We start from the raw sequence: 25,854 nt of genomic DNA, 5'->3' as shown, positions 1-25,854 counted from the left end.
ATGACCACACAGTCCCTCGACCGCCCCACTCTCCCGTCCCCCGTCGCGCAGGCGTTCTCCACCGAGCGAGACCTGCGCCCCGACCAGAAGGCGGAGGTGCTCGTCCAGGCGCTGCCCTGGCTCGAGCGCTTCGCCGGTGGCCGTGTCGTCATCAAGTACGGCGGGCACGCCATGGTGGACGAGGAGCTCCAGCGGGCCTTCGCCGAGGACGTCCTGTTCCTCCACCGGGTCGGCATGAAACCGGTCGTGGTCCACGGCGGCGGGCCGCAGATCTCGCAGATGCTGGACCGGCTCGGGATGAGCTCGGAGTTCCGCAGCGGGCTGCGGGTGACGACGCCCGAGGTGATGGACGTCGTCCGCATGGTCCTCACCGGACAGGTCCAGCGCAGGCTGGTCGGGCTGCTCAACGCCCGGGTGGCCCACGCCGTCGGGATCTCCGGGGAGGACGGCGGACTCTTCCGCGCTCGACGCCTGGGTACGGGCGCGTCGGGGGACGAGGTCGACGTGGGCCTGGTCGGCGACGTCGTCACGGTGAACCCGCAGGCCGTGGAGGACCTCCTCAGTGGCGACCGGATCCCGGTGATCTCGACCGTCGCCCCTGACATCGACGACCCCGAGCACGTGCTCAACGTCAACGCCGACACGGCAGCGGCCGCACTCGCCGTCGCACTGGGCGCCCGAAAGCTGGTGATCCTCACCGACGTCGAGGGCCTCTACCAGCGCTGGCCGGACCGGTCCTCGTTGCTGCGTCGCGTCTCGGTCTCGCAGCTCGAGAGGCTGCTGCCAGATCTGCGGTCCGGCATGGCACCGAAGATGGCGGCGTGCCTGCGGGCGGTGCGCGGTGGGGTGCCACAGGCCCACGTCATCGACGGCCGGCACGCGCACTCGATGCTGGTGGAGATCTTCACCGAGGAGGACATGGGGACCATGGTGCTGCCGGACGGTGCCGCATGAGCGCCCTGGTCGGCCACGCGGGGCCGGCGCCCGAGATGCGCGCTGGATGGGCAGGCCCTGGCCAGTCGTCCCTGCGCGTCCTCGAGCGCCTCGTGCGCAAGGTGACCCAGTCGGACGACCTGGTGGTGATCGAGACGGTTCCCGGCGGCGGGCCGTTGGCGGCAGCAGCGATCGACCGTGCCCGGATCGCACCTATCGTCGGTACCGTCGCCCGTGACGACACCGTGGTGGCGAGTGCACGATCCGCACTATCGGCTCGGGTGGTGGCCCGCTACCTGCGGAGCGTGGCCAGCGGAGCGGCGACGGAGGGAGGCAGGCGATGAGTGGACAGACCCGCTCAGCGGTCGCCCAGCGGACGACTGCCCGCCAGGGCGGTTCGGACCGGGGCGGCAGGAGACGGGCGGAGATCGCCGAGGCCGCAGCGGCCATCCTGCGCGAGGAGGGCCCGGGCGGCGTCTCGCACCGCACCGTCGCCCGTCGCGTGGGCTGCTCGCTGTCCCTGACGACCTACTACTACGAGAGCCTCGATGAGCTGCTCGGCGAAGCCGGCCGGATCAACATCGGCCTGTGGGCGTCACGGGCTGAAGCGGTCGCAGAGGAGGTGGAGGCCGACCCACCACCGACCGACCGCGAGACCGTGACGGCTCTTGTCCTACGGGCCTGCCTGCCGGAGGGCGACGAGCTCCTCGGCCACTACCTCCAGCTGATCGCGGCAGCACGCTCCGCTCCCGTGACGCGGTCCTACCGAACGGGCCGAGACCGCCTCAACGGTGCGCTGGTCAGGGTGCTGCGCCAGGTCCGCAGCGAGTGCCCACCGGAGCTGGTCATCGCCGTCGTCGACGGCGCGGCCGTCTCGGCCCTGAGCGAGGGCCGGGACGTGCGGGTGACGGCGGCCCAGCTGCTCCAGCACGTGCTCTAGCGGTTCGAGCACTCGCTCGGACGGCGAGTCCGGTTCCCCACGCCGCGGGCACGGAAGGGGCCGCGAACCGAGGTTCGCGGCCCCTTCGGACGCTGGCGGAGACGGTGGGATTTGAACCCACGGACGGGTTGCCCCGTCACATCCTTAGCAGGGATGCGCACTAGACCTGACTATGCGACGTCTCCAAGTCCCTCCCACAGGTTACCCGGACCGGTGCGCCGGTCAAAAACGCACGGCGCCGTGACCGCCGCGGACCTCGGGCGGCTCAGGAGCCGGTGAGACGGCGGTACCCGGCCCCGCGCTCGCCGCCCACCCGTTCCCACCTCGAGGTCATCGCCGGCGCCGGGCCGAGCTCGACTCGCGCACGCCACCGGTACGTGGTGGGCCAGCGCCGGAAGACGGGGGCGACGGTGGTGACCACCTGCATGAGCAGGGGCAGCCTGCGGGGCCGCCACCGCTCGCTCACGTCCAGCCGAAGGTCGGCCCGGTCACCGACCCGCCGCACCCACCATCGCCCGCCCGTGAGGCGGGCACCGTCGACGGTGACGCGCCAGCGTCCGGTCGTCGTGGCCCCGTCCGTCACCGAGGTGAGGTCGGGCAGCGCGGGGTCGAGCACGACCCGGGCGCGGTGCCCGTCGGCGTCGGCGCCGAGGACGGCGGTGCCGGCGTCGCCGGAACCGTCAGGGCTCTGCGCGGAGCCGGTGCCGGTCGCATCCCGAGCGGTGGCCAGCGGGCCGTCGTGGTTCCGGTTGAGCGTCACCGCGCACAGCGAGCCCGCGTACTTGATGAGGTGACGGCGGTGCAGCCGCTCCCCCGGGAGCCGTCCGATGGCCGCGTCCTGCCCCTCGATGCGCACGACCGGCCGCGTCGGTCCGACGTGGACGAGATCGAAGTCGGTCATCCACACCAGGAGCATCGACTCGGGCCGCTCGACGGCGGCGCTCACCGGGGCGAGGAGCGCCGCCCGGCGGCGCTTCCGGCCGTCGCGGTCGAGGACGCGCACCTCGACGGCGCGGCCGTCGACGTCGGTGAACCGCACGTGCGCGTCGACGCCGTCGTCGGCGACCTCGAGCCGGGCGACGGCGAACTCGGTCTCGTTCCACGACCGTGTGCCGCCGCCGATCCGGTAGCCGGCTGGGTCCAGGCGCAGCCCCGGCTGGGCGTAGTAGTCCACCGCGCGGCCGGCCCGGCGCGAGAGGAAGGCGAGCATGCCGGTGCCGTGCACGTCGTCGTCGAACCACTGCAGCTCGAGGCCGTCGTAGACCGGGTGGTCGGCGAGCTCGAGGTTGAGCATGTGGGCGATCCGCTCGGCCGTGAGCGAGAACGGGCAGCGCACAGACGGCGCCGTGGCCGCGCGCGGGGCGGGGAAGGGTGGGGCGGCGGGCGGGGCGGCGGGCCGTGCGGGTTCGACGTCCATGGCTTCTTCCGTCGCGGGGCTGGTGCCCCATGCAACCGGACAGGCGCCGCGCGCGCCGGGGCCGAAGGTCCCCGTCCGGGGTGCCGCGGGCCGGCGCTCACCCGTGCCGTCGCATCGCGGTGCCGGCGGCCACCCGTGCCGTCGCTTCCCGGTGCCGGCGGCCACCCGTGCCGTCGCTTCCCGGTGCCGGCGGCCACCCGTGCCGTCGCTTCCCGGTGCCGGCGGCCACCCGTGCCGTCGCTTCCCGGTGCCGTCGCTACCCGGCGTCAGCGCGACCAGGTGCCGTCGCTACCCGGCGTCGGCGCCGTAGCGCTGGGGACGGATCAGCCGGCCCGCCTCGCAGTCGGCCACGAGCTCGGCCATCCGCCGGTCGCGGGTGCTCTCCCGCTTGGCCGACATGACCCACTGCCTCGCGATCTTGCGGTACGACGGTCGCCGGGCCTCGAAGAACGCCTGCGCTCGAGGTGAGGCGGCGAGCTGCGCGGCGTACGCCGGGGGCAGCTCCACCGCGCCGTTCTCGTAGGTGTAGACCCCCTCCCGCTCCGGCACCCGGGCCTCGAACGCGGCTCGGCCGGCGGGGGTCATCAGCCCCTGCTCCTCGAGGGCCGAGACCTTGGCGACGTTGATCCGGCTCCAGCTGCTCCTGGCGCGCCGAGGGGTGAACCGCTGTCTGCTGCGATCGTCGTCGACGCTCTGGCGCACGCCGTCGATCCAGCCGAAGCAGAGGGCCTGGTCCACCGCCTCGCTCCACGTGAGGACGGCCCGGCCGCTGCTCTTCTTCCAGTAGCCGACCCAGACCTCACGCTCGGTGGCGTGGTTCTCCTCGAGCCAGGACCGCCACGCCGCGGGGCCGTCGAAGTAGATCGCCTCGCGGTCCTCGCCCATGCCGCGAACCTGCCCGGTGGGCGCGGCCCCGTCAAGGGCAGTGCCGGCGTCGCGACCGTGCGGCTCCCCCACCCGGGCCGGGTCCGCACCTGCGGAGGGCAAGGGATTCGAACCCTTGGTGCGGGGTTACCGCACAACGGTTTTCAAGACCGTCACATTCGGCCGCTCTGTCAGCCCTCCTCGCCGCCCCGGGAGCCCGACGGCGACGCCGCACAAGTCTAGGGGCCGCGCGCCTGTGCCGTTCCCGGCAGGATGGCGGCATGCGCGCCATCACCACCGAGGACCAGACCCTGACGCTCACCGACCTGCCCGACCCGGAGGCCGGACCGGGTGAGGTGCTCGTGCGGGTCGCCGCGGCCGGGGTCAACCGGGCCGACCTGCTCCAGCGCGCCGGCCACTACCCGCCCCCGGCGGGGGCCAGCGACGTCCTGGGGCTCGAGGCCGCCGGCACGGTGGCCGCCGTGGGCGAGGGCGTCACCGGCTGGACGGTCGGCGACGAGGTGGCCGCCCTCCTCGCCGGCGGCGGCTACGCCGAGCTCGTGGCCGTGCCCGCCGGGCAGCTCCTCCCCGTCCCCGCGGGGGTGGACCTGGTCGACGCCGCGGCCCTGCCCGAGGCGGTGTGCACGGCCTGGTCGAACCTCGTCATGACCGGCGGGCTGCGCGCCGGCGAGACCGTGCTCGTCCACGGCGGCTCCGGTGGCGTCGGTTCGGCCGCGATCCAGATCGCCGCGGCGCTGGGCGCCCAGGTCATCACCACGGCGGGCGGCCCGGAGCGGACGGCGCGGTGCCGCGAGCTCGGCGCCGACGTCGCCGTCGACCACCGCACGGAGGACGTCACGGCGGCGGTGCGGGAGGCGACGCACGGCCGGGGCGTCGACGTCGTCCTCGACGTCCTCGGCGCCGGCGCACTGGCGGCCAACGTCGAGATGCTCGCGACGGGCGGCCGCCTCGTGGTCATCGGGACGCAGCAGGGCCGGCGCGGCGAGCTGGACCTCGGCGCCCTCATGACCCGGCGGGCGAGCATCCACGCCACGACCCTGCGGGCCCGGCCGGTCGCGGAGAAGGCCGCGGTCGTCGCCGAGGTGCGCGAGCACGTCTGGCCGATGGTCGAGGACGGACGCGTGCGGCCGCTCGTCCAGGAGCGGGTGCCGCTCGCCGAGGCCGAGCGCGCCCACGCGCTCCTGCGTGACGGGGCGGTGTTCGGCAAGGTCCTGCTCGTCCCCTGACGAGCCGGGACGCCGGCGCGGGCGGACGCGGCGCGGACGCAGCCCGGGCCGACGCGGCGCCGGCGGACGAGGAGCGGCGGCGCGGGACGGTCGCAGGAGAGCTTCGTCCCCCAGCGGCCTCACCCGGCGAGGAAGTCCAGCACCATCGCCGGCACGCGGCGGCTGCTCGTCGCGGCGGCGTGGCCATAGCGGGGGTGGAGGCGCAGGCGGGCACCGGGGATCCCCGCCGCGGTGCGCCGCAGGAGGTCCGCGCCGTAGTTGCCGTCGCGGGCCCCGGCGACCAGCAGCGTCGGTGCGGTGACCTCGCCGAGCCGGGCGGTGACGTCGTAGGAGTCCTCGGCCTCGACCGTGCGCAGCAGGTCGGTGGGGTCGTCCGGGACCACGAGCGGAGCGCCGAGCCACAGCGCCGCCCGCCAGAACGCGACTCCCGCCGCACTGGCGCCCATGAGCTCGGCCTGCCCGGCCGCGGCCCGCCGGCGTCGGCCGGCCCGCACCCGCTCGGCCCACCGTCGCTGCGTGGCGCGGGCGTCGTCGTGGAGCCGGGCAGCCGCGGAGACCAGCACCAGCCGGCGCACCACCTGCGGGTGGTCGACGGCGAGCTGCAGGGCGAGCGACCCGCCCGTGGAGATACCCATGACGTCCACGGAGGTGCTGAGGTCCGCGGTGATCGCGCACGCGAGGGAGCCGGCGAGGTCGGCCATGGTCGTGCCCGGTGCGATGCCCACCGGACGGCGCACCACGTGCACGGTCCGGGTCCGCGCGTACGCCGCGTAGCGGGCCTCCTCCATCCGGCGGGCCAGGCCGGTCGGGTTGCCGCTCGCGGCCTCGAGTCCGGGCAGGACGACGAGGTCCGGGCCGCGGCCGAACGTCAGCACCGGGAGTGTGCCGCCGAGCAGGTCGGTGCGACCCATCTGAGACCTCCGCCCGTCGGACCCGGCGTCCGATGGGCCCCGTGACGCACCGAGGCCGCCGGCCACCACTCCAGGGTGGGGCACGGCGGCCTCGGTGCGCGCGGGACCTTCCGCCCGGCGGGTCAGCCCTTGACGGAGCCCGCGAGGAGTCCGCGCACGAAGTACCGCTGCAGCGCGAAGAACACGATGAGCGGGACGATCATGGAGACGAACGCGCCGGACGTGAGCAGGTGCCAGTCCTGCCCGCGCGAGCCGGCCATCTCGGACAGGCGCGCCGTGAGCGGCTGGATCTGGTTGTTGCCGCCGGAGAAGGTCAGACCGACGAGCAGGTCGTTCCACACCCACAGGAACTGGAAGATCGCGAAGCTCGCGATGGCGGGAACCATGAGGGGCATCATCACCCGGAAGAACACCGTGACGTGCCCGGCGCCGTCGACGCGGGCGGCCTCGATGAGCTCCTTGGGCACCTCGGACATGAAGTTGTGCAGCAGGAAGATCGCCAGCGGCAGACCGAACGAGGCGTGCGCCACCCAGATCGGCAGGAACGGGAAGTCGTCGGCCAGCTCCGTGCCCGAGAAGATCCGCAGCAGCGGGATGAGCGCCATCTGGAGCGGGACGATCTGGAGGGCGAAGACGATGACGAAGACGGTGTCCCGGCCCTTCCACTGCATCACCGAGAACGCGTAGGCCGCCATGGTCGCGATGACCAGCGGGATGACCGTCGCGGGCACCGTGATGGTGAGGGAGTTCATGAAGAAGTTCGCCAGGGCGCCGGAGGACGCGCGCCCGAAGAGGACCTCCTGGTAGTTCTCCATCGTGAAGGTCGGGTCGGTGAAGAAGCTCCACCAGCCCGTCGTGCGGATCTCCCCCTCGGGGCGCACCGAGCTGATGAGCAGGCCCACCGTCGGGACCGTCCACACGAACGCGATGAAGATCGCGACGGCGGAGGCGATCTTGGAGGTCAGCATCGTCTTGGTGCGGGAGGCCGCGGAGACGCGGGGGGCGTGACGGGCCGTCTCGGCCGACGCGGGCGTCGCGAGCGCGCTCGGGTTGCTGGTCATCCCCGGACCTCCTTGTTCTTCAGCATCTGGCGGACGTTGTAGACGATGATCGGGATCACCAGGACGAAGATGATCACCGCCGTCGCCGAGCCGACGCCGTTGTTGCCGAAGGTGAACGACTGGTCGTACATCTGGTTCGCGAGCACCTGGGTGCCGAACCGCGCACCGGTGACGGTACGGGTGATGTCGAAGATCTTCAGCGTGGCGATCGAGATCGTCGTGAGGACCACCACGAGGGTCGGCCGGATCGAGGGCACCGTGATCGAGCGGAACATCTGCCACGGGTTGACCCCGTCCAGACGCGCCGCCTCGACGATGTCGTTCGGGATCGCCTTGATCGAGGCCGAGAGGAGCACCATGGCGAAACCGGCCTGGATCCAGATCATGATGAGGATGAGGAAGAACGTGTTCCACGGGCCGTCCTGGAGGAACCGGACCGGCTCGATGCCGAGGCCCACGAGGATCGCGTTGAGCAGGCCGATCTGGGTCTGCTCCGCCCCGCGGTACTCGTACACGAACTTCCAGATGATGCCGGCGCCGACGAACGAGATCGCCATCGGCATGAACAGCAGGGACTTGGCCTGCTTCTCGAACCGCTTGCCGTCCACGAGGATCGCGTAGAGCAGCCCGACCGACGTCGAGACGATCGGGACGAGGAAGACCCACCAGAACGTGTTGATGAACGACTGGATGGAGTCGGGGTTGTTGAAGACGTAGTCGTAGTTGGCCAGGCCGACCCAGTTCTCCGACCGGTTGTCCATGAACGACATCGTCGTCGTGCGGATCGCGGGGTAGATGAGGCCGACGCCCAGCAGCAGCGCCGCGGGACCGGCGAAGACGAGCAGCGCCCAGGCGGTCCGGGAGCGCCCGGCGTACTTGTCCGCGAGCCGCGCGACCACCATGAGGAGGGCGACGACGGCCGCGAACACGAGGACGGCCAGGATCATCTGGCCGATCTTGGAAAACAGGAAGAAGTCCATCTCATCCCTCCTCGGCGACGGACGGGGCACCGACGGGAGAGGGGAGCGGCCCGACGGACCGCTCCCCTGTCACGTCGATGGTCAGCTGGCGGGCCAGGAGGCCTCGATCTGGTCGAGCACCGTCTGGGTCTCCTCGCCGTCGATCCACTGCGTCATACCGGTCCAGAAGGAGCCGGCGCCGACGGCGGAGGGCATGAGGTCGGAGCCGTCGAAGCGGGCGACCGCGTCCTCCTGCTGGAGCAGCTCGATCGCCAGGCGCAGCACGTCGGACGAGGCGAGCTCGGGGTCGACCGCGCTGTTGGCGGAGGTCACGCCACCGATCTCGACGCGGGTGTTGGCCCACTCGCCGGAGGACATGTAGGCCTGGACGGCCTGCGTGGCCTCGTTGTCGTTGAACGCGCCGACGAACTCACCGGCGACGAGCAGCGGGGACTCGTCCTCGGTCATGCCGGGGAGGTAGAAGGCGAAGACGTCACCCTCGGGGCTGACGTCGGTGCCCTCGGGCCACTGCGCCTCGTAGAAGGAGGCCTGGCGGTGCATGTAGCACTCACCGTCGAGGATGGGCAGGCCGCCGTCGTTGAACGACGTCGTCGCGATGGACCGGGAGTCGCCGATGCCGCCGTTGACGTAGTCGTCGTTCTTGAGGATGGCGCCGGCCATGTCGGTCGCCTCGACGATCGCCGGGTCGTTGAACGGGATCTCGTGGGTGACCCACTGGTCGTAGACGTCGCCGCCGCCGGAGCGCAGGACCATGTCCTCGATCCAGTCGGTGGCGGGCCAGCCGGTGGCGCCGCCGGACTCGATGCCGGCGCACCACGGCTTGGTGCCGGTCGCGGCGATCTCCTCGGTGAGGGCCATGAGGTCGTCCCACGTGGTGGGGACCTCGTAGCCACCCTCCTCGAAGGCGCTCGGGGAGTACCAGACGAACGACTTCACGCTCGCCATGAGGGGCGCGGCGTAGAACTCGCCGTCGACCGTGCCGTAGGCCTTCCAGTCCTCGGACCAGCCCTCGTCGGCGTTGGCCTCGACGGCCTCGGACGCCGGGACGAGGTAGCCGTCGCCCACCATGCGCGAGAGCAGGCCGGGCTGCGGGAAGATCGCGAGGTCGGGGGCGTTGCCGCCCTCGGCCTGGACGACGATCTGCTGCTCGAACTCACCCGAGCCGTTGTGCTCGACCGTGATGCCGGTGCACTCGGTGAACTGGGTGAACGTGTCCTGGAGCTGGTCCGCCTCGGTCTCGCGGATGGACGAGAACAGCGAGACGGTCTCGCCGTCGAACGAGCCGTACTCCTCGAAGGCGGCGCAGTCGGTGTCGCCGCCGGTGGCCTCGTCGTCGCCGCCACCGCCACCGCCCCCACCGAGGTCGTCGGCGCCGCCGCAGGCGGTCAGGACGAGGGCCAGCGCAGCACCTCCCGCCAGCATGGAAAGGCCGCGCTTCTTCGCAGTGATCTTCACGTGCGTCCTCCTCGTTACATCATCGTCACGAGCGCTCATCGCTCCCACTGACACCCAACCCGTCCACGAAGTGAGATTCAACTCACTCGACCCTCTTTTCCGTAACGATCCTGCAACGGTGCAGGTCGGCTGCCCCCAGCACGAGGCACGGAAAGGCGGACCGCCGCATTTCTGGCCTCGATTCTGCATATCGCTGACCGAAATGCGGGCTGCGCCCAGGGGAACGTCGGGCGGGCCCCCTTCGCTCCGCGCCGTCGCCGACCCTTTCTCGCCGTCACCGACCCCCTTCTCGTCGCCGGACCGCCGGACGTGCCCACGGGGCTTGACCCTCACGCGACGTGAGGCGCCACAGTGGTGGTCGTGACGACGAGAACGGGTTCCGGGACGTGGACGGTCGGCCAGGTGGCCGAGCTCCACGGCGTCACGGTGCGCACGCTGCACCACTACGACGAGATCGGGCTGGTGCGTCCCGGTGGGCGCACCGCTGCCGGGTACCGCCTCTACACCGCGGCGGACCTCACCCGGCTCCAGCACGTGGTGGTCTACCGGCGCCTGGGCTTCGCGCTGGAGCAGATCCAGCAGCTGCTCGACGGCGGCACCGACGTCGGGGAGCACCTGCGGCGGCAGCGGGCCGCCGTGGCCGACCGGCTCGAGGAGCTGCGCGGCCTCGTCGTCGCCATCGACCGAGCGATCGAGAAGGAGAGGACCGGGATGGACCTGACCAGGGACGAGCAGCGCGAGCTCTTCGGGGACGCGTTCGACGAGAGCCACGCCGCGGAGGCGCAGGACCGGTGGGGCGCCACCGAGGCCTGGAAGCAGTCGCAGGAGCGCACCGCGCGGTACACCAAGGCGGACTGGGCCGCCGTCAAGGCCGAGACCGACGCCGTGAACGCCGCGTTCGTCGCCGCCCTCGACGCCGGCGAGCCGCCCACGTCCGTCGCCGCGATGGACGCCGCGGAGGCCGCCCGGCGCCAGATCGCCGAGCGGTTCTACGACCTGACCCCGGCGTTCCACCGCAGCCTCGGCGACATGTACGTGGCGGACCCACGCTTCACCAGGACGTACGAGGACATCCGGCCCGGCCTGGCGGCGTACGTCCGTGACGCCATCCACGCCAACGCCGACCGCGCGGAGCGGTAGGGGCGCGCGGCGACGGTCCCGCTCGGGTGCCCCGGTCCGCCGGGGCCCGGTCAGCGCGCGGCGAGCAGGGTCAGCGCGCGGCGAGCAGGGCGCGCAGCACGACGGCGGCGCCGTGGTCGCCCACCGCGTCGGTCACCGCGTCCGCCGCGGCGACGACGTCGGGCCTGGCGTTGCCCATGGCGACCCCGTGCGCGGCCCAGCCGAGCATCTCCAGGTCGTTCGAGCCGTCCCCCACGGCGACCGTGGCGCCGTCAGCGACGTCGAGACGCCCCCGCAGTGTCTCCAGCGCGCTGGCCTTGGACACCCCGTCCGGGGAGATGTCCAGCCACGCCGTCCAGCCGACGGCGTAGCTGACCCCGTGCAGGCCCACCCGCTGGACCAGGGCGTGGAAGTCGGCGGAGGCCAGGTGCGGCGCCCGCAGGGTCACGCGGGTGGCGGGGGCGTGGAGCAGCTCCTCGAAGTCGACGACCTCGACGTCCCCGGTCAGCTCGCCCATGGGGAACGGCGCGGTGACCTTGAAGCCGCGGCCGAGGTCCTCGACGGCGAAGAGCCCGTCGGGCAGCTCCTCGCGCAGCAGCCGCAGCGTGGGGCCGGGGTCGAACGTGACGACGTCGGTGATCTCGTGGCCGTCCTCGAGGTCGGGGTCGAGCCGGATGACGACCGCCCCGTTCGAGCACACGGCCCACCCGGACGTCAGGCCGAGCTGCGCCGCGACCGGGGTGACGGCCTGGAGCGACCGGCCGGTGGAGAGGACCACCCGGGCGCCGCTGGCGTCGAGGTCGGCGACGGCGGCGGCCACCTCCTCGGCGAGCTCGCCGTCGTGGGTGAGCAGCGTGCCGTCGATGTCGAGCGCGACGAGGAGGTCCGGCCCGGCCGCCGGCAGCCCGGCGGGGAGCCGCCGGCGCCAGCGGGCGGCCCGCTCGGCCAGGGGGGCGGCCGTACCGGGGGCGTCGTCGGTGCCGCTCAGCTGACCGCTCATACGGGCTCGACGACCTCCAGCCCGCCGAGGTAGGGCCGCAGCCCCTGCGGCACCCGCACCGAGCCGTCGGCCTGCTGGTGGTTCTCCAGGATCGCCACGAGCCAGCGGGTGGTGGCGAGCGTGCCGTTGAGGGTGGCGACCGGCCGCGTGCCGGACTCCGCCCGCTCCCGGGTGCCCAGCCGGCGGGCCTGGAAGGTGGTGCAGTTCGAGGTCGAGGTGACCTCCATGTACCGCGACTGGGTCGGGAGCCACGCCTCGCAGTCGAGCTTGCGCGCGGCGGAGGTGCCCAGGTCCCCGGCGGCGGTGTCGATGACCCGGTAGGGCAGCTCGACCTTGGCGAGCATCTCCTCCTCCCAGGCCAGGAGGCGGGCGTGCTCGGCCTCGGCCTCCTCGACCGGGACGTAGGAGAACATCTCGACCTTGTTGAACTGGTGGACCCGGATGATCCCGCGGGTGTCCTTGCCGTAGGAGCCGGCCTCGCGCCGGTAGCAGGTGGACCAGCCGGCGTAGCGCAGCGGCCCGTCGGAGAGGTCGAGGATCTCGTCGCCGTGGTAGCCCGCCAGGGCCACCTCGGAGGTGCCGGTGAGGTAGAGGTCGTCGCCGGGCAGGTGGTAGACCTCGTCCGCGTGCGAGCCGAGGAACCCGGTGCCGGACATCGTCTGCGGGGTGACGAGCGTGGGCGTGATCATCGGCGTGAACCCGTTCGCGACCGCCTGGTCGACGGCGGCGTTGAGCAGCGCCAGCTCCAGGCGGGCGCCGATGCCGGTGAGGTAGTAGAAGCGGGCCCCGGCGACCTTCGTGCCGCGCTTGGTGTCGATGGCGCGCAGGCCCTCGCCGAGGTCGAGGTGGTCCCTGGGCTCGAAGCCCTCGGCCGCGAAGTCGCGGGGGGTGCCGACGTGCCGGAGGACGACGTAGTCGTCCTCCCCGCCGACGGGGACGCCGTCGAGGACGACGTTGGGGATGCGGTAGAGCAGCGCGTCGACCTCGGCGCCGGCCTCCCCCGCCGCCGCCTCGGCGGCCTTGACCTGCTCGGCCAGCTCCTTCGCGTGGGCGAGGACGGCGGGACGCTCCTCCGGGGAGGCCTTGCCGACACCCCTGGAGACCTGCTTCTGCTCCGCGCGCAGGGACTCGAACCGGGCGAGCGTCTCCCGCCGGCGCTCGTCCGCGGCCAGGAGGGTGTCGACGAGGCCGGGGTCCTCGCCGCGGGCGCGCTGGCTGGCCCGGACCCGCTCGGGGTCCTCGCGCAGTGCTCGAAGGTCGATCATGGCTCCGAGCCTAATGGGCACGGTCGGCGTGCCCGCCGCCCGGTGTGTGGTGCGGGGCACCCCGGATCGCCGCGCCGACCTGGGCGGGCGCCGTTACGTTTGCGCCATGGGTTGGGAACAGTGGGTCGCGCTGGTCGCGCTGGTACTTGCCGTCGTCGGCGTGGTCCTCGCGGCCCTGGCGTGGCGGGCCGTGCGCCGGCGCACGCCGTCGTTCTCCGCCGAGGGCGAGGAGCGCCCCGACCGGGACGACGAGGGCGCGCCCCCGGTGGGTCCGCCCGCCGTCGTCTTCAACCCCTCGAAGTCCGCCGACGGTGAGGCGCTGCGTCGCCTGGTCACCCAGACGGCGACCGACGCCGGCCTGCCCGAGCCCATGTGGTTCGAGACGACGGTCGAGGACCCGGGCCTGGGCCAGGCGCACGAGGCGGTGGAGCGGGGCGCCTCCGTCGTCATCTCCGCCGGCGGGGACGGCACCGTGCGCGCCGTCGCCGAGGCCCTCGCGGGCACGGGGGTGCCGATGGGCCTCATCCCCCTGGGCACCGGCAACCTCCTGGCCCGCAACCTCGACCTGCCGCTGGGGAGCGAGCGCGAGCTCGTCTCCACCGCCCTGACCGGGCGGGACCGCCCCATGGACCTCGGCTGGCTGCGCACCGAGCCCCTCTCTGACGCCGACGAGCGCAAGGTCCGCGGCCGCGACGACGCCTCGACCGCCCGGTCGGCCGAGAAGACCGAGAGCGGCGAGGCGGCCGAGGGTCGCTACCTCGACAGCGCCCTTCCCGAGGACACCGGCGAGCTCGAGGAGAAGGCGGCCGAGAGCGGTCAGATCCCCACCGAGGAACCCGACAAGGAGCACGTCTTCCTCGTCATCGGCGGGCTCGGGTTCGACGCGGCGATGGTCGCCGGCGCCGACGACGAGCTCAAGGCCAAGCTCGGCTGGATCGCGTACTTCTTCGCCGGGGTCAAGCACCTCACCGGCCGCAAGATCCACGCCACGGCCGAGCTCGGCGAGTCCGGCCAGGGCGACCCGTTCACCGCCCGGACCATCCTCTTCGCCAACGTGGGCCGGCTGCCCGGCGGGGTCGTCCTCTTCCCCGACGCCCAGCTCGACGACGGCTGGCTGGACATCGCGGCCATCGACACCAAGGGCGGCATCATCGGGTGGGCCGACCTCCTGCGCAAGGTCACCCTCCAGGGGCTGGGCGTGCGCAAGGACGTCATGCCCTACTCCACCGGCTTCATCGAGTTCCGCCGCGCGCGCAGCGTCGTGGTGCGCACGGAGGAGCCCGAGCACGTGCAGGTCGACGGCGACCTCATCGGCTACGCCACGGTCGTTCACGCCCGGGTCGAGCAGGGCGGCCTGGTGGTCCGCACGGCCGCCCACCGGGGCTGACCGCCGGCGCCTGCAGAGCCCTGCCGAGCCGAACGATCCCTCCGTCGCCGAACGATCCCTGCGTCGCCGAACGATCCCTCCGTCGCCGAACGATCCCTTGGTAGCCGAACGATCCCTGCACACCGCTCTCACTCGGCGACCAAGGGATCGGTGGCGTCCTGCCGTCCCGGTGGGCTCGCTGCCCCGCAGGCTCACTGCCGGCGCGGGCTCAGTCCCCCGCCGGAGCTCAGTCCCCCGGCGCCGCAGCCGGGCGTCCGTCGGCGCCGATCCCGCCGTGCTCGAGGAGGCCGGCCACCCACTCCCGGGCGGCCCGGAAGTCGGCGTCGTGGGTGCCGGGACGCAGGTGGGCGCCCTGACCGTCCGCGCGCGGGTAGGACCCGAGGAACCGCACGGTGGGGCACACCCGGTGCAGGCCGATGAGGGTCGCCTGGACCCGCTCCTCCGCGACGTGCCCCTCGGCGTCGATGGAGAAGGAGTACCGGCCGAGGGAGTCGCCGATCGGTCGCGACTCGATGCGGGAGAGGTTGACCCCACGCGTCGCGAACTGCTCGAGCATGTTGAGCAGCGCCCCGGCCTCGTTGTCGGGCAGGTGGACCATGAGGGTCGTCTTGTCCGCCCCGGTGGGCTCGGGCAGCAGCCCGGGCCGGGCCGCGACGACGAACCGGGTCACGGCGTGGGGGTTGTCCGCGACGCCCGCGGCGAGGACCTGCAGCCCGTACTTCTCCACCGACAGCGCCGAGGAGAGGGACGCGTCGAACGCCGTCTCCCCGCCCGCGAGGAGCGCTGCCGCGGCCGCGGTCGAGGTCGCCGGGACGTGGATCGCGCCGGGCAGGTGCCGGGCGGCCCACCCGCGGCACTGCGCCCACGCGTGGGGGTGGGTGCCGACGCGGCGGACCGTGTCGAGCGTCATCCCGGGCCGGGCGGCCAGGGTGAAGGTCACGGGCACGAGCATCTCGCCGACGATGACGAGCGGCTCGCCCGCGGCGAGGGTGTCCAGCGTGGCGTTGACCCCGCCCTCGACGGAGTTCTCGATGGGGACGACGGCGTAGTCGGCCTCGTCGCGGCGGACCATGTCCAGCGCGGTGACGACGTCGGTGCAGGGCAGCAGGTCCGACTCCGCCTCGGTCGTCACCTGTCGCAGGGCCTCCTCGGTGAAGGTGCCCTCGGGGCCGAGGTAGGCGTAGCGGGCGCGGGGCACGTCCTGCTGCATGTGTCCTCCCAGGAACGGTCGTCGGGTGGGAGCCTATCGGCGGCACGTACGCTTCCTGCGTGGGCAGCAGGAGGAGGATGCGCAACCGGCGGGTGGCCGTCGTCATCGCGGCGGTCGTCGCGCTGGTGTTGATCCTGCCGTTCCTCCTGCCGCTCGTCAGCGCCGCGGCTGCCGATCAGCGCCCCGCCGGCGGTGACGTCACCGTGCGTGCCGCCGTCGCCGACGTCGACGCCCCCCTCGTCGTGATCGGCACGTCGGGCCTGCGCTGGGAGGACCTCGGCGCCCTCGCCACCCCGAACCTCTGGGAGCTCGCCGGGTCCGGCGGCGCGGCCACCATGGTCGTGCGGTCGGTGCGCTCGAGCGCCTGCCCGGCCGACGGGTGGCTCGCCCTGTCCGCGGGACGCCGGGCGGCGGACCTGCCCACCGACACCTTCGGCACCTGCCGCCTCCTGCGCGAGCCGACCTCGGACGGGCAGGTGCGCGGCTGGTCGGACTACGTCGACGCCGCCGGCGCCGCCTCCTACGACGCCGAGCCGGGCCTGCTCGGCGACCTCCTCGCCGCCGAGGAGGTGCCGGCCGTCGCCGTCGGGCCCGGCGCCGCCATCGCCCTGGCCGGCTCCGACGGCACCGTCGCGGCGGACCACACCTACGCCTCCACGTCCGCCGACCGCCTCGGCGAGCAGGTGGCGCAGGCGCTGCCCGGGCACGCCCTCGCCGTCGTCGACGTCGGTTCCGTCCGGGACCGCAACCGCCCCCTCGTCGACGTGCCGGAGGGCCTGGCCGGGCGCAGCGACGACCCCACCGAGGAGCCCGACCCCTCCCAGACGCAGGAGCCGACCACCAGTGAGGCCTGGCTCCTCACGGCCCCGGAGCGCAGCGCGCAGGTGGCCCGCGTCGACGCCCGCGTCGGCGCGGTCCTCGACGCCGTCCGGCAGCAGGCGCCCGACGCCACCGTCGTCGTGGCGTCCCTCGCCGACTCCGGCACCGCGCCGCTCATGCAGCTCCTCGTCACCGTGGGACCGGCCACCGTGACCGCCACCGAGGGCGGCTCCCTCCTCGACACCCGCTCGACCCGCCAGCCGGGGATGGTCCAGTCCACCGACCTCACCCCGACCGTGCTGGCCGCCCTGGGCATCGAGGCCCCGGCAGGCCTGGCGGGCGCCCCGGTCAGCGCCGCACCCGACGGGCGCACCGGCCCCGAGCGGGTCGCGCACCTCGTCGACGTCGGTCGGCACGCCGTCGCGATCCGTCCGCTCGTCGGGCCGTTCTACTCCGCCCTCGTCCTGGGGAACCTCCTGCTCTACGGGGTCGTCACCCTCGGTCTCAACCGCCGGGTCCTCGACCGTGCCGCCGACTGGCTCGACCGCCGCCGCACCGGTGACCGGCTCGCCGGGGCGCTGCGCTCACGCCGCCCGGCCACGGCCCTGCGGGCCCTGCGCGCCGCCGCCGTCGTCGTCGGGGCGGTGCCGGTGGCCTCCTACCTCGCCAACCTCCTCCCGTGGTGGCGGGCGGACAGCCCCGGCGCGGTCCTGTACGGGACCACCGCGGCGCTGGCGGTCGTCGTCGCCGTCGTCGCCCTCGCCGGGCCGTGGCGCCGGCAGCTGCTCGGCCCGGTCGCCGTCGTCGCCGGGCTCACCGCCCTCGTCCTCGCCGTCGACGCCCTCACCGGCGCCCGGCTGCAGGTCTCGGCCCTCATGGGGATCCAGCCGCAGGTGGGCGGGCGGTTCTACGGGTTCAACAACTCCTCGTTCTCCCTCTTCGCCGCCGCGACGATCCTCGTGGCGATGTGCGTCGCCGAGCCGCTCGTGCGCACCGGCCGGCGTCGCCTCGCGGCGGCGGCGGTCGCGGTCATCGGGGCCACGGCGACGGCGCTGGACGGCCTGCCCTCGATCGGCGCCGACTTCGGCGGGCCGCCCGCCCTCGTGCCCGGTTTCCTCGTCCTGGCCCTCCTCGCGCTCGGGGTGCGCCTGACCGTGCGCCGGGTGCTGGCCGTGCTCGCCGTGACGGCGCTGGTCGCGGTGAGCTTCTCCGTGGTCGACTGGCTGCGCCCCCCGAGCGAGCGCTCCCACCTGGGCCGCTTCGTCGAGACCGTCCTCGACGGCGGGCTGTGGTCGGTCGTGGCCCGCAAGGCCGGGCAGAACCTCGCCAACCTCTTCGGCTCCACCCTGACGTTCCTGGCGATCGGCGGCATCGTCCTGGTCGTCCTGCTGCTGAGCCGCCCGCTGAGGTCGGCGCGACGCGGCACCGGCGGCGGGCCCTACGACTGGCTCGTGGGCACAACGCCGCCGGCCCGGATCGACCGCGCCGTCGTCATGCTCGTCCCGGGACTGACCGCGCTGGCGACGACGTTCGCCATCGGGTTCGCCGTCAACGACTCCGGGATCGTCATTCCCGCGATCGGGATCTCCCTCGCCGTGCCGCTCCTGGTGTCCGTGCTCGCCGGGTGGCTGGTTCAGGCCTCGCCGGAGTCGGCCGGTCCGCGCCGGTCCGCGCCGGCGCCTGCCGAACCTGCCGAACCAGGTGAACCTGCCGAGCCAGGTGAACCGGGGGGACGGGCGGACCCGGGTGCCCCGGCGACGCGTGCCGAGCCCGCGGAGGGCGCCACACCGGAGTCCCGTGCGGCCGAGACGTCCTCGGGCGGGGCCCAGGCCCGGTAGGGCCGGCCGGGTCGTTGGCGCGCCGGGTTGTCGCCCCGGCGAGAGGTGGGCACCCGGACGCCGCGCAGCCGTCGGGCGTTGACCGCCAGCGCGACGTCGCGGTACTGGGCGCCGCGGTGCAGCTGCCCGGCGAGGTCGTTGCTCGAGGCACGGTGGCGCAGGTCGCACGGCACCTCCTGCAGGGTGAGCCCGGCGACGAGCAGGTCGATCGTCATGCCGGTCTCCACCCCCCAACCGCGGGAGAGCGGGCTGGCCGCCTCGAACGCCTCACGCGTCATGCAGCGCTGGCCGGAGAGCGGCTGCGCGGGGGTCCAGCCGGTCGCGCGGGCGATGGCGCGGCGTGCCAGGCCGGTGACGATGCCGTGCCCGCCCGCACCGGCCTGGGGCGGCAGTACCGCGATGGTGCAGTCCGCCAGGCCGGCGAGGACAGGGGGGACCAGCGGGGCGGTGGCCACCGCGGTGTCGCCGAGGTCCGCGTCGATGAAGAGCAGCAGGCGCGGCGGGGCGTCCTCGACGTCGCGCATGGCGGCGACCGACGCGCCCGTCTCCATCGCCGAGGCCTTGCCCCGGTTGACGGAGTGGCGCACGACGACGGCACCGGCGGCTCGGGCCGCGTGCTGGGTGTCGTCCTCCGAGCCGTCGTCGACGACGAGAACCAGGTCGACGTGCGGGATCGCGCGGGCGGCGCGCACGGTCGCGGCGATGCGGTCCACCTCGTCCTTGGCGGGGATGATGACCGCAACACGCTGCGACCTGGCTGCCTGCCTCACCCGGCAAGCCTATCCACGAACTGCACCAATGGCGCATCTCGTCCATGCGCGCCCTTGACCACCTCATGACGCCCGGCGTGACGCACCTCTCGCTGCCCGGTCTCCTCCGGGCTGGAGCCGGGCGGTGGCCCGAGCTCGCGGGGAACCGGCTACCGCAGGGCGACCTGCCTGGACACGATGCCGGCGCGGGCGCGCCGCTCCTCGGCGGTGAGCGGCTCCGTGGACGCGAGGGCCTTGTCGAAGGTCGCCCCGAAGGCCGCCATCGGGCCGGGAAGCTCGTCGGCCTCCGTGCCGGGCGCGAGCTCCCAGACGGGGATGAGGAGCCCGCACGACCGGAACGCGCCGACGAACTTCGCTCCGTCGGCGATGGCCGAGGCGCGGGCGGCGTGCAGGCGGGCGAGGGCGTCGAGAACCTGCTCCTGGTCCTCCGGCCGCGCCCAGCGGACGAACTCGCGGCCCATGCGCACCCAGTAGGCGTGGTCGACGCCGTCGACCTTCGCGGTCGGCACGATCTCCTCGTTGGCGTGCTCGAGGGCGTGACCGACCCCCTCCTCCTGCTTGGCCTCCTCCGTGAGCCAGTAGTCGAAGGTGTCGTGGACGGCGATCTCGAACGGGGCGTCGAGGACGAGGACGTCCTGCAGCCGCGGACCCGGCTCGGGCAGCTCCGCCGTCGTCAGCGGGGTTCCGGGCTCGAGCTCGAGGGCGTCGAGCAGGGCCGCGGCGACGTCGCGGGAGGCGTCGCCGGTGTGCATGCGGGTCTGCAGCGCGACCAGCACCGTGCCGTCCTCGCGGTGCAGCGCCGGGAGCATGTCCGGCAGGAGGGTGACGAGCAGGACCTCGCGGGCGCCGTACGCCTCGGTGGTGCGCACCGGCATCGTCGCGGCGGGGATGACCTCGCGCATGGCGACGAGGTCCGGTTCGGCGGGGATGCCCTCGAACGGCCGCTCGACGTAGGGGACCTCCGCCCGCCTCACCTTCGGTGCGGACTCCACGGACTGGCGCTGCTTGCGGCTCTTCTTACCCATGGCGCCCAAGCGTAGAGGTCACCGGACCCGGCGCCGCCGCGCGGTCGACCAACGCGTGGTTGGCCGCACCGCACCTCCGGTGCTGCTGAACGTTGACCGCTCCGCACCGCGAACGATCCCTTGGTTGCCGGCCGAAGCCGCTCCGCACCGCGAACGATCCCTTGGTTGCCGGCCGAAGCCGCTCCGCACCGCGAACGATCCCTTGGTTGCCGGCCGAAGCCGCTCCGCACCGCGAACGATCCCTTGGTTGCCGAGTGAGAGCGGTGTGCGGGGATCACTCGGCGACCGAGGGATCGTTGGGCGACAAGGTGATCAGTCGACGGGGGATCTGTCGACGCCGCCCGTCACAGCACCTGAGGCGGCGCGCCCTTCTCGCTGACGACCGGCAGCCCGGCCTGCTCCCACTCCTTCATCCCGCCGTCGACGTTGTAGGCGTCGAAGCCGGCCTGGTTGAGCCAGGCGACGGACCGGCCCGAGCGTCCGCCGGTGCGGCAGACGACGAGCAGGTCCCCCTCGGGGATGTCGTCGAGGCGCGTCGGGAGCTCACCCATGGGGATGTGGACCGCGCCCGGGGCGTGCCCGGCGTCCCACTCCTCACGCTCGCGGACGTCGAGGAGCACGTACCCCTCGGGGACGGGTTGCCCGGGATCGAGGTCGCTGGCGCGCACCGCCTCGCCGGGGACGTCGGGAAGAGCCATGCCACCAGCCTACGAACCCACCGCCCCGGCGCATCCGCAACGCCCGAGCCGCCCCGGCGCATCCGCAACGCCCGAGCCGCCCCGCCGCGTCCGCGGAGCCGGGCTCCCCACCACGTCCGCGGAGCCGGGCTCCCCGGTCACGACCGTCCGCCGAGGGGCTGCCAGGACGGACCCGCGGTGGCAGGATCACCACCATGCACGAGCGCGCCGGAACCCCCGCCCTGCCCGAGGACCTCATCGACGTCGACGAGGTCGTCTCCGCCTACTACGACCGGGTGCCCGACGTCGCCGACCCCACCCAGCAGGTGGCGTTCGGGACCTCCGGCCACCGGGGCTCGAGCCTGGACTCCGCCTTCAACGAGGCCCACATCGTCGCGACGACGGCGGCCATCGTCGAGTACCGGCGGGCCCAGGGCATCGACGGTCCGCTGTTCATCGGCCGGGACACCCACGCCCTCTCCGAGCCGGCGTGGCGCACGGCCCTGGAGGTCCTCGCCGCGGCGGGCGTCCACACCAGCGTCGACGCCCGGGACTCCTACACCCCCACACCGGCGGTCTCCCACGCGATCCTGCGGGCCAACGGCGCCGGCACGAGCGGCGGGGTGCGCACCGAGGGACCGGGCCGGGCGGACGGGATCGTCGTCACGCCGTCGCACAACCCCCCGCGCGACGGCGGCTTCAAGTACAACCCCCCGCACGGTGGCCCCGCCGACTCCGACGCCACGTCCGTCATCGCCGCCCGGGCGAACGAGATCCTGCGCACCGGCTGGGAGCAGGTCGAGCGGATGCCCTTCGAGCGGGCCCTCGCCTCGGAGCACGTCTCGCGCCACGACTACCTCACCGCCTACGTCGACGACCTCGTCAACGTCATCGACGTCGAGGCCATCCGCAAGGCCGGGGTCCGCATCGGCGCCGACCCGCTCGGCGGGGCGTCGGTGGAGTACTGGGCCGCCGTCGGGGAGCGGCACGGGCTCGACCTCACCGTGGTCAACCCCCGCGTCGACCCCCGGTGGTCGTTCATGACCCTGGACTGGGACGGCAAGATCCGCATGGACTGCTCCTCGCCGTACGCGATGGCGTCCCTGCGGGAGAAGATGCGCGCCGACGGCGGACCCGCGCCGTACGACGTCGCCACGGGCAACGACGCCGACTCCGACCGGCACGGCATCGTCACGCCCGACGGCGGGCTCATGAACCCCAACCACTACCTCGCCGTCGCCATCGAGTACCTCTTCTCCCACCGGCCCGACTGGCCCGCCGGCGCCGCGATCGGCAAGACCCTGGTCTCCTCCGCCCTCATCGACCGGGTCGCCGGCGGGCTCGGCCGCCGCCTCATCGAGGTGCCGGTCGGCTTCAAGTACTTCGTGCCCGGCCTCATCGACGGCTCGGTCGGCTTCGGCGGCGAGGAGTCGGCCGGCGCATCGTTCCTGCGCACGGACGGCACCGTGTGGACCACCGACAAGGACGGCATCCTCCTCGCGCTGCTCGCCGCGGAGATCATCGCGGTCACCGGCCGCAGCCCCAGCGAGCTGCACGCCGAGCTCGTCGAGAAGTACGGCGCCAGCTCGTACGCCCGGATCGACGCCGCCGCCACCAAGGAGCAGAAGGCCAAGCTCGGCAGGCTCCAGCCGGCCGACGTCGCCGCCACCGAGCTCGCGGGCGAGCCGATCACCGACCGTCTCGTGGCCGCGCCGGGCAACGGTGCCGCCATCGGCGGGCTCAAGGTGACCACCGAGAACGCCTGGTTCGCGGCCCGGCCCTCCGGGACCGAGGACGTCTACAAGATCTACGCCGAGTCCTTCCGCGGCCCCGAGCACCTCGCCCTCGTGCAGGAGGAGGCGAAGAAGGTCGTCGACGCCGCCCTCGGCGGCTGACCCCGGCCGCGGCGGTCGCCGCCGGCCCCCACCCCACGGGTCCCCGGGCCTGACACACCTGGGGCCGGTGTCCGATCTCACCGGCCCCGGCAGCGGTGCGCCCGCACCGGGGTGGGAGAATCAGGCAGTGGCCGGCCCCTATCAGCAGATCCTCGCCCTCCCCGGGGCGCTGGCCTTCTCATCGGCCGGTCTGCTCGCCCGCTTCCCCGTGGCGATGGTCGGGATCAGCATCGTCCTGATGATCTCGGGGCTCGGCGGCTCCTACGGCCTCGCAGGCTCGGTCTCGGCCACGTTCGTCGTCGCCGTGGCGATCGCCGCCCCGCAGCTCGCCCGGCTCGTGGACCGCCACGGCCAGGCGCGGATCATGCTCCCGGCCCTGGCCGTCAGCGCGACCGGGCTGCTCGCCCTCGTCCTCGCCGCGGCCCTCGGGGCGCCGTCGTGGACGCTGTTCGTCTCCGCCGCGGTCGCCGGGGCGACCGCCGGCTCGATGGGCGCCCTCGTCCGGGCCCGCTGGACGCAGGTGGTGCGTACCCCCAAGGAGCTCCACCGCGCGTACTCGCTCGAGTCCGCCCTCGACGAGCTGACGTTCGTCCTCGGCCCGGTCACCGCGACCGCGCTGGCGACCGGGGTGACGCCGTGGGCGGGAGTGGCGACGGCGCTGGTGCTGCTGGTCCTCGGCGGCCTGGCGTTCCTCGGCCAGCGCTCCACCGAACCCCTGCCGGCCCCGGCGACGTCCACGCACGGCCCGAGCGTCATGCGCTCCACCGCGATGGTGGGCCTCGTCGTCGTGTTCGTCTTCGTCGGCGGCATCTTCGGCGCCACCGACGTCACGGTGGTCGCCTTCACCGCCGAGCGCGGCCGGCCTGGCGCCGCCGGCATCATGCTGGGGATCTTCGCCGCCGGCTCCATGTTCGCCGGCCTGCTGTACGGGGCGCGGGTGTGGACCGGACCGGCCTGGCGCCGCTTCGTCAGCGGCGTCGTCGTCCTGGCCGCCGGCGCGGCGCTGTTCCTCGTGGTGACGAACGTCGTCGTCATGGCGGCGGTCATGTTCGTGACCGGCTTCGCGATCTCCCCCACAATCATCAACGGCAACACGATGGTCCAGCACATCGTCCCGCGCCGGCGCCTCACCGAGGGGCTGACCTGGCTGAGCACCGCGATCAACGTGGGCGTCTCCCTGGGCGCCTCCTCCGCCGGCGCGGTCATCGACGCGGCCGGCTCGCACGGCGGGTTCGTCGTCGTCGCCGGCAGCGGCGCCGTCGCGGTCCTCGCCGGCGTCGCGGCCGTGCCCGCGCTGCGGGCCCGCGACCGCGGCGACGAGGCCCACCTGCCCACCGACACCGAACCCGAGGAGGGCCCCTGATGGCCACCGACCGCACCGACGCCCCCACCGCCGTCATCCTCGACCTGGACGGCACCATCACCGACTCCGCCCCCGTCATCACCCGATCGCTCGCCGAGACCCTGGACGCCAACGGGTACGGCCACCACGAGCCCGCGACCCTCGTGCGGTTCGTCGGGCCCCCGATCCGCGAGACGTTCCACGTGCTCACCGGGCTGCCGGAGGAGGAGACGACGCCCCTCGTGGACGACTACCGGGGCCGCTACGCCGCGCGAATGCTCGAGGCGAGCGTCTACCCCGGCATCGAGGACCTCCTGGCCCGGCTCCACGCCTCGAACGTCCCGCTCGCCCTGGCGACGTCCAAGGTCCGGCTCCTCGCCCGCGAGATCCTCGCCGGGGTGGGGCTCGACGGGTACTTCACCGTCATCGAGGGCGCCTCGCCGGACGAGCGGGTCAGCTCCAAGGCGGACGTCGTGGCCGAGGCGCTCGCCGGGCTGCGCCTCGCCGGGGCCGACCTGTCCGGCGTCGTCATGGTCGGCGACCGTCACCACGACGTCGACGGCGCCGCCCACCACGGCGTCGGGACGATCCTCGTGCGCTGGGGCTACGGCCGGCCCGAGGAGGCCGACGGCGCCCGCGCCGTCGCCGCGGACGCCGACGAGCTCGCCCGGCTCCTCGGCGTCTGAGCTCACACCAGGAGGTACATCGCCGAGCCGGCGGTGAGGAGGACGACCAGCCGGTCGAACAGGGTCTGGTTCATGTGCCGCACGAGTCTCCGGCCCAGCAGCGCGCCGACCACGACCGCCGGGGCGAGCAGGGCGTCGAGGACCAGCGACTCGCCCGTGATGAGACCCAGGGAGACCGAGAAGGGCGTCTTGGCGAGGTTGACCGCGAAGAAGAACCACGCGGCGGTGCCCAGGAAGGTCCGCATGGGGAACCGTGAGGCGAGGAAGTACATCGACATCACCGGACCACCGGCGTTCGCGACCATCGTCGTGAAGCCGGCGAGCACCCCGTAGACGCCGGACCGCAGACCGCGCGCCGCACGCCCGGCCCGCCGTGCCGGACCGGTCTCGTCCGCCGCCCGCGGCTCGCCGTCGGTACCCGTCCGGCCCGCACCGTCGGTCCGGGCGGCGCCGCCGGGCCGGCCCTCCCGCGCACGGCGCCACAGCGTCACCGCGAGCAGGAGCAGGAGGATGACGCCGATGACCCGCCGCACCACGCCGTCGCCGGCGAGGTGGAGGAACGCGGTCCCGGCGACGACACCGAGCAGCACCGTCGGGACGAGCCGGCGCAGGGCCGCGAGGTCGGCGTGCGCGCGGTAGGCGTACAGCGCGAAGAGGTCACCGACCATGAGCAGGACCAGCAGCGCGCCGGTGGAGGCCTTCGCCGGAAGCACCGCGGCGAAGAGCGCCACGGAGATGGTCCCGGCACCGGGCACCGCGGTCTTGGCGAGCCCGACGAGCAGGGCGCCGACGGCCAGGACGGTCGAGGCGCCGGCGGAGAGGGTGAGCACCGGCAAAGGATGTCATCGCCCTCGCGCGTCCACGACGCGCGCTCCTTCCGCCCACATTCCGAGCGCCCGCGCGGGGTCCCGGCGCGGCACGTAGTATGCGCTGCGCGTCGCGGCCCCCGCGCGGGACGGTCACGCCGAAACGTCCGAGCAACACCAGCGTGGTTCCATGGGCGCCAGCCCCGT

22 protein-coding genes, 2 tRNA genes and 1 pseudogene are annotated in these 25,854 nt (G+C 73.8%); 10 read left to right on the top strand and 15 right to left on the bottom strand.

Annotated elements, in window-relative coordinates; genetic code table 11:
* Genes argB through AAEM63_RS01455 form a run of 3 tightly spaced genes read left to right on the top strand, consistent with a single transcriptional unit; the run spans position 1 to position 1,873 of the window.
* Positions 1-954: an acetylglutamate kinase gene (argB, locus tag AAEM63_RS01465; protein ID WP_341359961.1), complete on the top strand. Its 954-nt coding sequence runs from the start codon at positions 1-3 to the stop codon at positions 952-954.
* Positions 951-1,277 carry a hypothetical protein gene (locus AAEM63_RS01460; protein WP_341359960.1) on the top strand — a complete coding sequence of 109 codons (327 nt, stop codon included), beginning with the start codon at positions 951-953 and terminating at the stop codon, positions 1,275-1,277. The genes argB and AAEM63_RS01460 overlap by 4 nt, the downstream gene beginning before the upstream one ends.
* Entirely contained in the window at positions 1,274-1,873 is a 600-nt protein-coding gene (locus AAEM63_RS01455) for a TetR/AcrR family transcriptional regulator (RefSeq protein WP_341359959.1), read from the top strand. Before AAEM63_RS01460 ends, AAEM63_RS01455 begins: the two co-directional genes overlap by 4 nt.
* 93 nt (positions 1,874-1,966) lie before the next feature.
* Here the strand turns inward: AAEM63_RS01455 and AAEM63_RS01450 are convergent.
* The 4 genes from AAEM63_RS01450 to AAEM63_RS01435 all read right to left on the bottom strand — a co-directional run bounded on the left by AAEM63_RS01450 (position 1,967) and on the right by AAEM63_RS01435 (position 4,355).
* A tRNA-Ser gene (locus tag AAEM63_RS01450) sits at positions 1,967-2,058 on the bottom strand.
* A gap of 80 nt (positions 2,059-2,138) precedes the next feature.
* A complete protein-coding gene (locus AAEM63_RS01445) occupies positions 2,139-3,290 on the bottom strand; it encodes a hypothetical protein (RefSeq protein WP_341359958.1) in 1,152 nt (383 codons plus the stop codon).
* A gap of 288 nt (positions 3,291-3,578) precedes the next feature.
* Positions 3,579-4,175, bottom strand: a complete 597-nt coding sequence (locus tag AAEM63_RS01440; RefSeq protein ID WP_341359957.1) for a YdeI/OmpD-associated family protein — start codon at positions 4,173-4,175, stop codon at positions 3,579-3,581.
* Between the two features lie 92 nt (positions 4,176-4,267).
* Positions 4,268-4,355: transfer RNA gene (locus tag AAEM63_RS01435), tRNA-Ser, on the bottom strand.
* Between the two features lie 80 nt (positions 4,356-4,435).
* On the opposite strand from AAEM63_RS01435, the gene AAEM63_RS01430 reads away from it, so the two are divergent.
* On the top strand, positions 4,436-5,401 hold the full coding sequence (locus tag AAEM63_RS01430) for an NAD(P)H-quinone oxidoreductase (protein ID WP_341359956.1): 966 nt from the start codon (positions 4,436-4,438) through the stop codon (positions 5,399-5,401).
* A gap of 119 nt (positions 5,402-5,520) precedes the next feature.
* Here AAEM63_RS01430 and AAEM63_RS01425 read toward each other — a convergent pair whose 3' ends face one another.
* The 4 genes from AAEM63_RS01425 to AAEM63_RS01410 form a co-directional block, all read right to left on the bottom strand.
* Positions 5,521-6,312 carry an alpha/beta fold hydrolase gene (locus AAEM63_RS01425; RefSeq protein WP_341359955.1) on the bottom strand — a complete coding sequence of 264 codons (792 nt, stop codon included), beginning with the start codon at positions 6,310-6,312 and terminating at the stop codon, positions 5,521-5,523.
* A 122-nt stretch (positions 6,313-6,434) separates the two neighbouring features.
* On the bottom strand, positions 6,435-7,373 hold the full coding sequence (locus AAEM63_RS01420) for a carbohydrate ABC transporter permease (RefSeq protein ID WP_341359954.1): 939 nt from the start codon (positions 7,371-7,373) through the stop codon (positions 6,435-6,437).
* On the bottom strand, positions 7,370-8,353 hold the full coding sequence (locus AAEM63_RS01415) for a sugar ABC transporter permease (RefSeq protein WP_341359953.1): 984 nt from the start codon (positions 8,351-8,353) through the stop codon (positions 7,370-7,372). Before AAEM63_RS01415 ends, AAEM63_RS01420 begins: the two co-directional genes overlap by 4 nt.
* Before the next feature lie 81 nt (positions 8,354-8,434).
* On the bottom strand, positions 8,435-9,808 hold the full coding sequence (locus tag AAEM63_RS01410; RefSeq protein ID WP_341359952.1) for an ABC transporter substrate-binding protein: 1,374 nt from the start codon (positions 9,806-9,808) through the stop codon (positions 8,435-8,437).
* 360 nt (positions 9,809-10,168) lie between these two features.
* On the opposite strand from AAEM63_RS01410, the gene AAEM63_RS01405 reads away from it, so the two are divergent.
* Complete coding sequence (locus tag AAEM63_RS01405) at positions 10,169-10,948, top strand: MerR family transcriptional regulator (protein WP_341359951.1); 780 nt, start codon at positions 10,169-10,171, stop codon at positions 10,946-10,948.
* A 70-nt stretch (positions 10,949-11,018) separates the two neighbouring features.
* Here AAEM63_RS01405 and AAEM63_RS01400 read toward each other — a convergent pair whose 3' ends face one another.
* Both AAEM63_RS01400 and serS read right to left on the bottom strand, forming a co-directional pair.
* A complete protein-coding gene (locus tag AAEM63_RS01400; protein WP_341359950.1) occupies positions 11,019-11,927 on the bottom strand; it encodes an HAD family hydrolase in 909 nt (302 codons plus the stop codon).
* Positions 11,924-13,192: a serine--tRNA ligase gene (serS, locus tag AAEM63_RS01395; protein WP_341359949.1), complete on the bottom strand. Its 1,269-nt coding sequence runs from the start codon at positions 13,190-13,192 to the stop codon at positions 11,924-11,926. The genes AAEM63_RS01400 and serS overlap by 4 nt, the downstream gene beginning before the upstream one ends.
* 106 nt (positions 13,193-13,298) lie before the next feature.
* Between serS and AAEM63_RS01390 the strand changes: the two genes are divergently transcribed.
* Complete coding sequence (locus AAEM63_RS01390) at positions 13,299-14,579, top strand: diacylglycerol kinase family protein (protein ID WP_341359948.1); 1,281 nt, start codon at positions 13,299-13,301, stop codon at positions 14,577-14,579.
* Between the two features lie 226 nt (positions 14,580-14,805).
* On the opposite strand, the gene pheA is transcribed toward AAEM63_RS01390, so the two are convergent.
* Positions 14,806-15,789: a prephenate dehydratase gene (pheA, locus tag AAEM63_RS01385; RefSeq protein ID WP_341359947.1), complete on the bottom strand. Its 984-nt coding sequence runs from the start codon at positions 15,787-15,789 to the stop codon at positions 14,806-14,808.
* Positions 15,790-15,848: 59 nt separating this feature from the next.
* On the opposite strand from pheA, the gene AAEM63_RS01380 reads away from it, so the two are divergent.
* Entirely contained in the window at positions 15,849-18,446 is a 2,598-nt protein-coding gene (locus AAEM63_RS01380) for a hypothetical protein (protein WP_341359946.1), read from the top strand.
* 62 nt (positions 18,447-18,508) lie between these two features.
* Here the strand turns inward: AAEM63_RS01380 and AAEM63_RS01375 are convergent.
* The 3 genes and pseudogenes from AAEM63_RS01375 to AAEM63_RS01365 all read right to left on the bottom strand — a co-directional run.
* Positions 18,509-19,216: pseudogene (locus AAEM63_RS01375) on the bottom strand (glycosyltransferase); the annotation flags it as partial.
* A gap of 149 nt (positions 19,217-19,365) precedes the next feature.
* Complete coding sequence (locus tag AAEM63_RS01370) at positions 19,366-20,241, bottom strand: DUF5926 family protein (RefSeq protein ID WP_341359945.1); 876 nt, start codon at positions 20,239-20,241, stop codon at positions 19,366-19,368.
* A gap of 344 nt (positions 20,242-20,585) precedes the next feature.
* Positions 20,586-20,939, bottom strand: coding sequence for a rhodanese-like domain-containing protein (locus tag AAEM63_RS01365; protein ID WP_123916303.1), 354 nt, complete (start codon positions 20,937-20,939; stop codon positions 20,586-20,588).
* Between the two features lie 194 nt (positions 20,940-21,133).
* Between AAEM63_RS01365 and pgm the strand changes: the two genes are divergently transcribed.
* The 3 genes from pgm to AAEM63_RS01350 all read left to right on the top strand — a co-directional run bounded on the left by pgm (position 21,134) and on the right by AAEM63_RS01350 (position 24,841).
* Positions 21,134-22,813: a phosphoglucomutase (alpha-D-glucose-1,6-bisphosphate-dependent) gene (gene pgm, locus AAEM63_RS01360; RefSeq protein WP_341359944.1), complete on the top strand. Its 1,680-nt coding sequence runs from the start codon at positions 21,134-21,136 to the stop codon at positions 22,811-22,813.
* A 127-nt stretch (positions 22,814-22,940) separates the two neighbouring features.
* Positions 22,941-24,176, top strand: coding sequence for an MFS transporter (locus AAEM63_RS01355; protein ID WP_341359943.1), 1,236 nt, complete (start codon positions 22,941-22,943; stop codon positions 24,174-24,176).
* The gene (locus tag AAEM63_RS01350; RefSeq protein ID WP_341359942.1) at positions 24,176-24,841 is read left to right on the top strand and encodes an HAD hydrolase-like protein; all 666 of its coding nucleotides are present in this window, start codon (positions 24,176-24,178) and stop codon (positions 24,839-24,841) included. The genes AAEM63_RS01355 and AAEM63_RS01350 overlap by 1 nt, the downstream gene beginning before the upstream one ends.
* A gap of 2 nt (positions 24,842-24,843) precedes the next feature.
* On the opposite strand, the gene AAEM63_RS01345 is transcribed toward AAEM63_RS01350, so the two are convergent.
* Complete coding sequence (locus AAEM63_RS01345; RefSeq protein WP_341359941.1) at positions 24,844-25,677, bottom strand: sulfite exporter TauE/SafE family protein; 834 nt, start codon at positions 25,675-25,677, stop codon at positions 24,844-24,846.
* Positions 25,678-25,854 lie beyond the last annotated feature (177 nt).

The organism is Georgenia sp. M64 (assembly GCF_038049925.1).
Taxonomy (GTDB): Bacteria; Actinomycetota; Actinomycetes; order Actinomycetales; family Actinomycetaceae; genus Georgenia.
The sequence above is the reverse complement of the archived record's forward strand: the minus strand, read 5'-3'. Positions and strand labels throughout refer to the sequence as shown.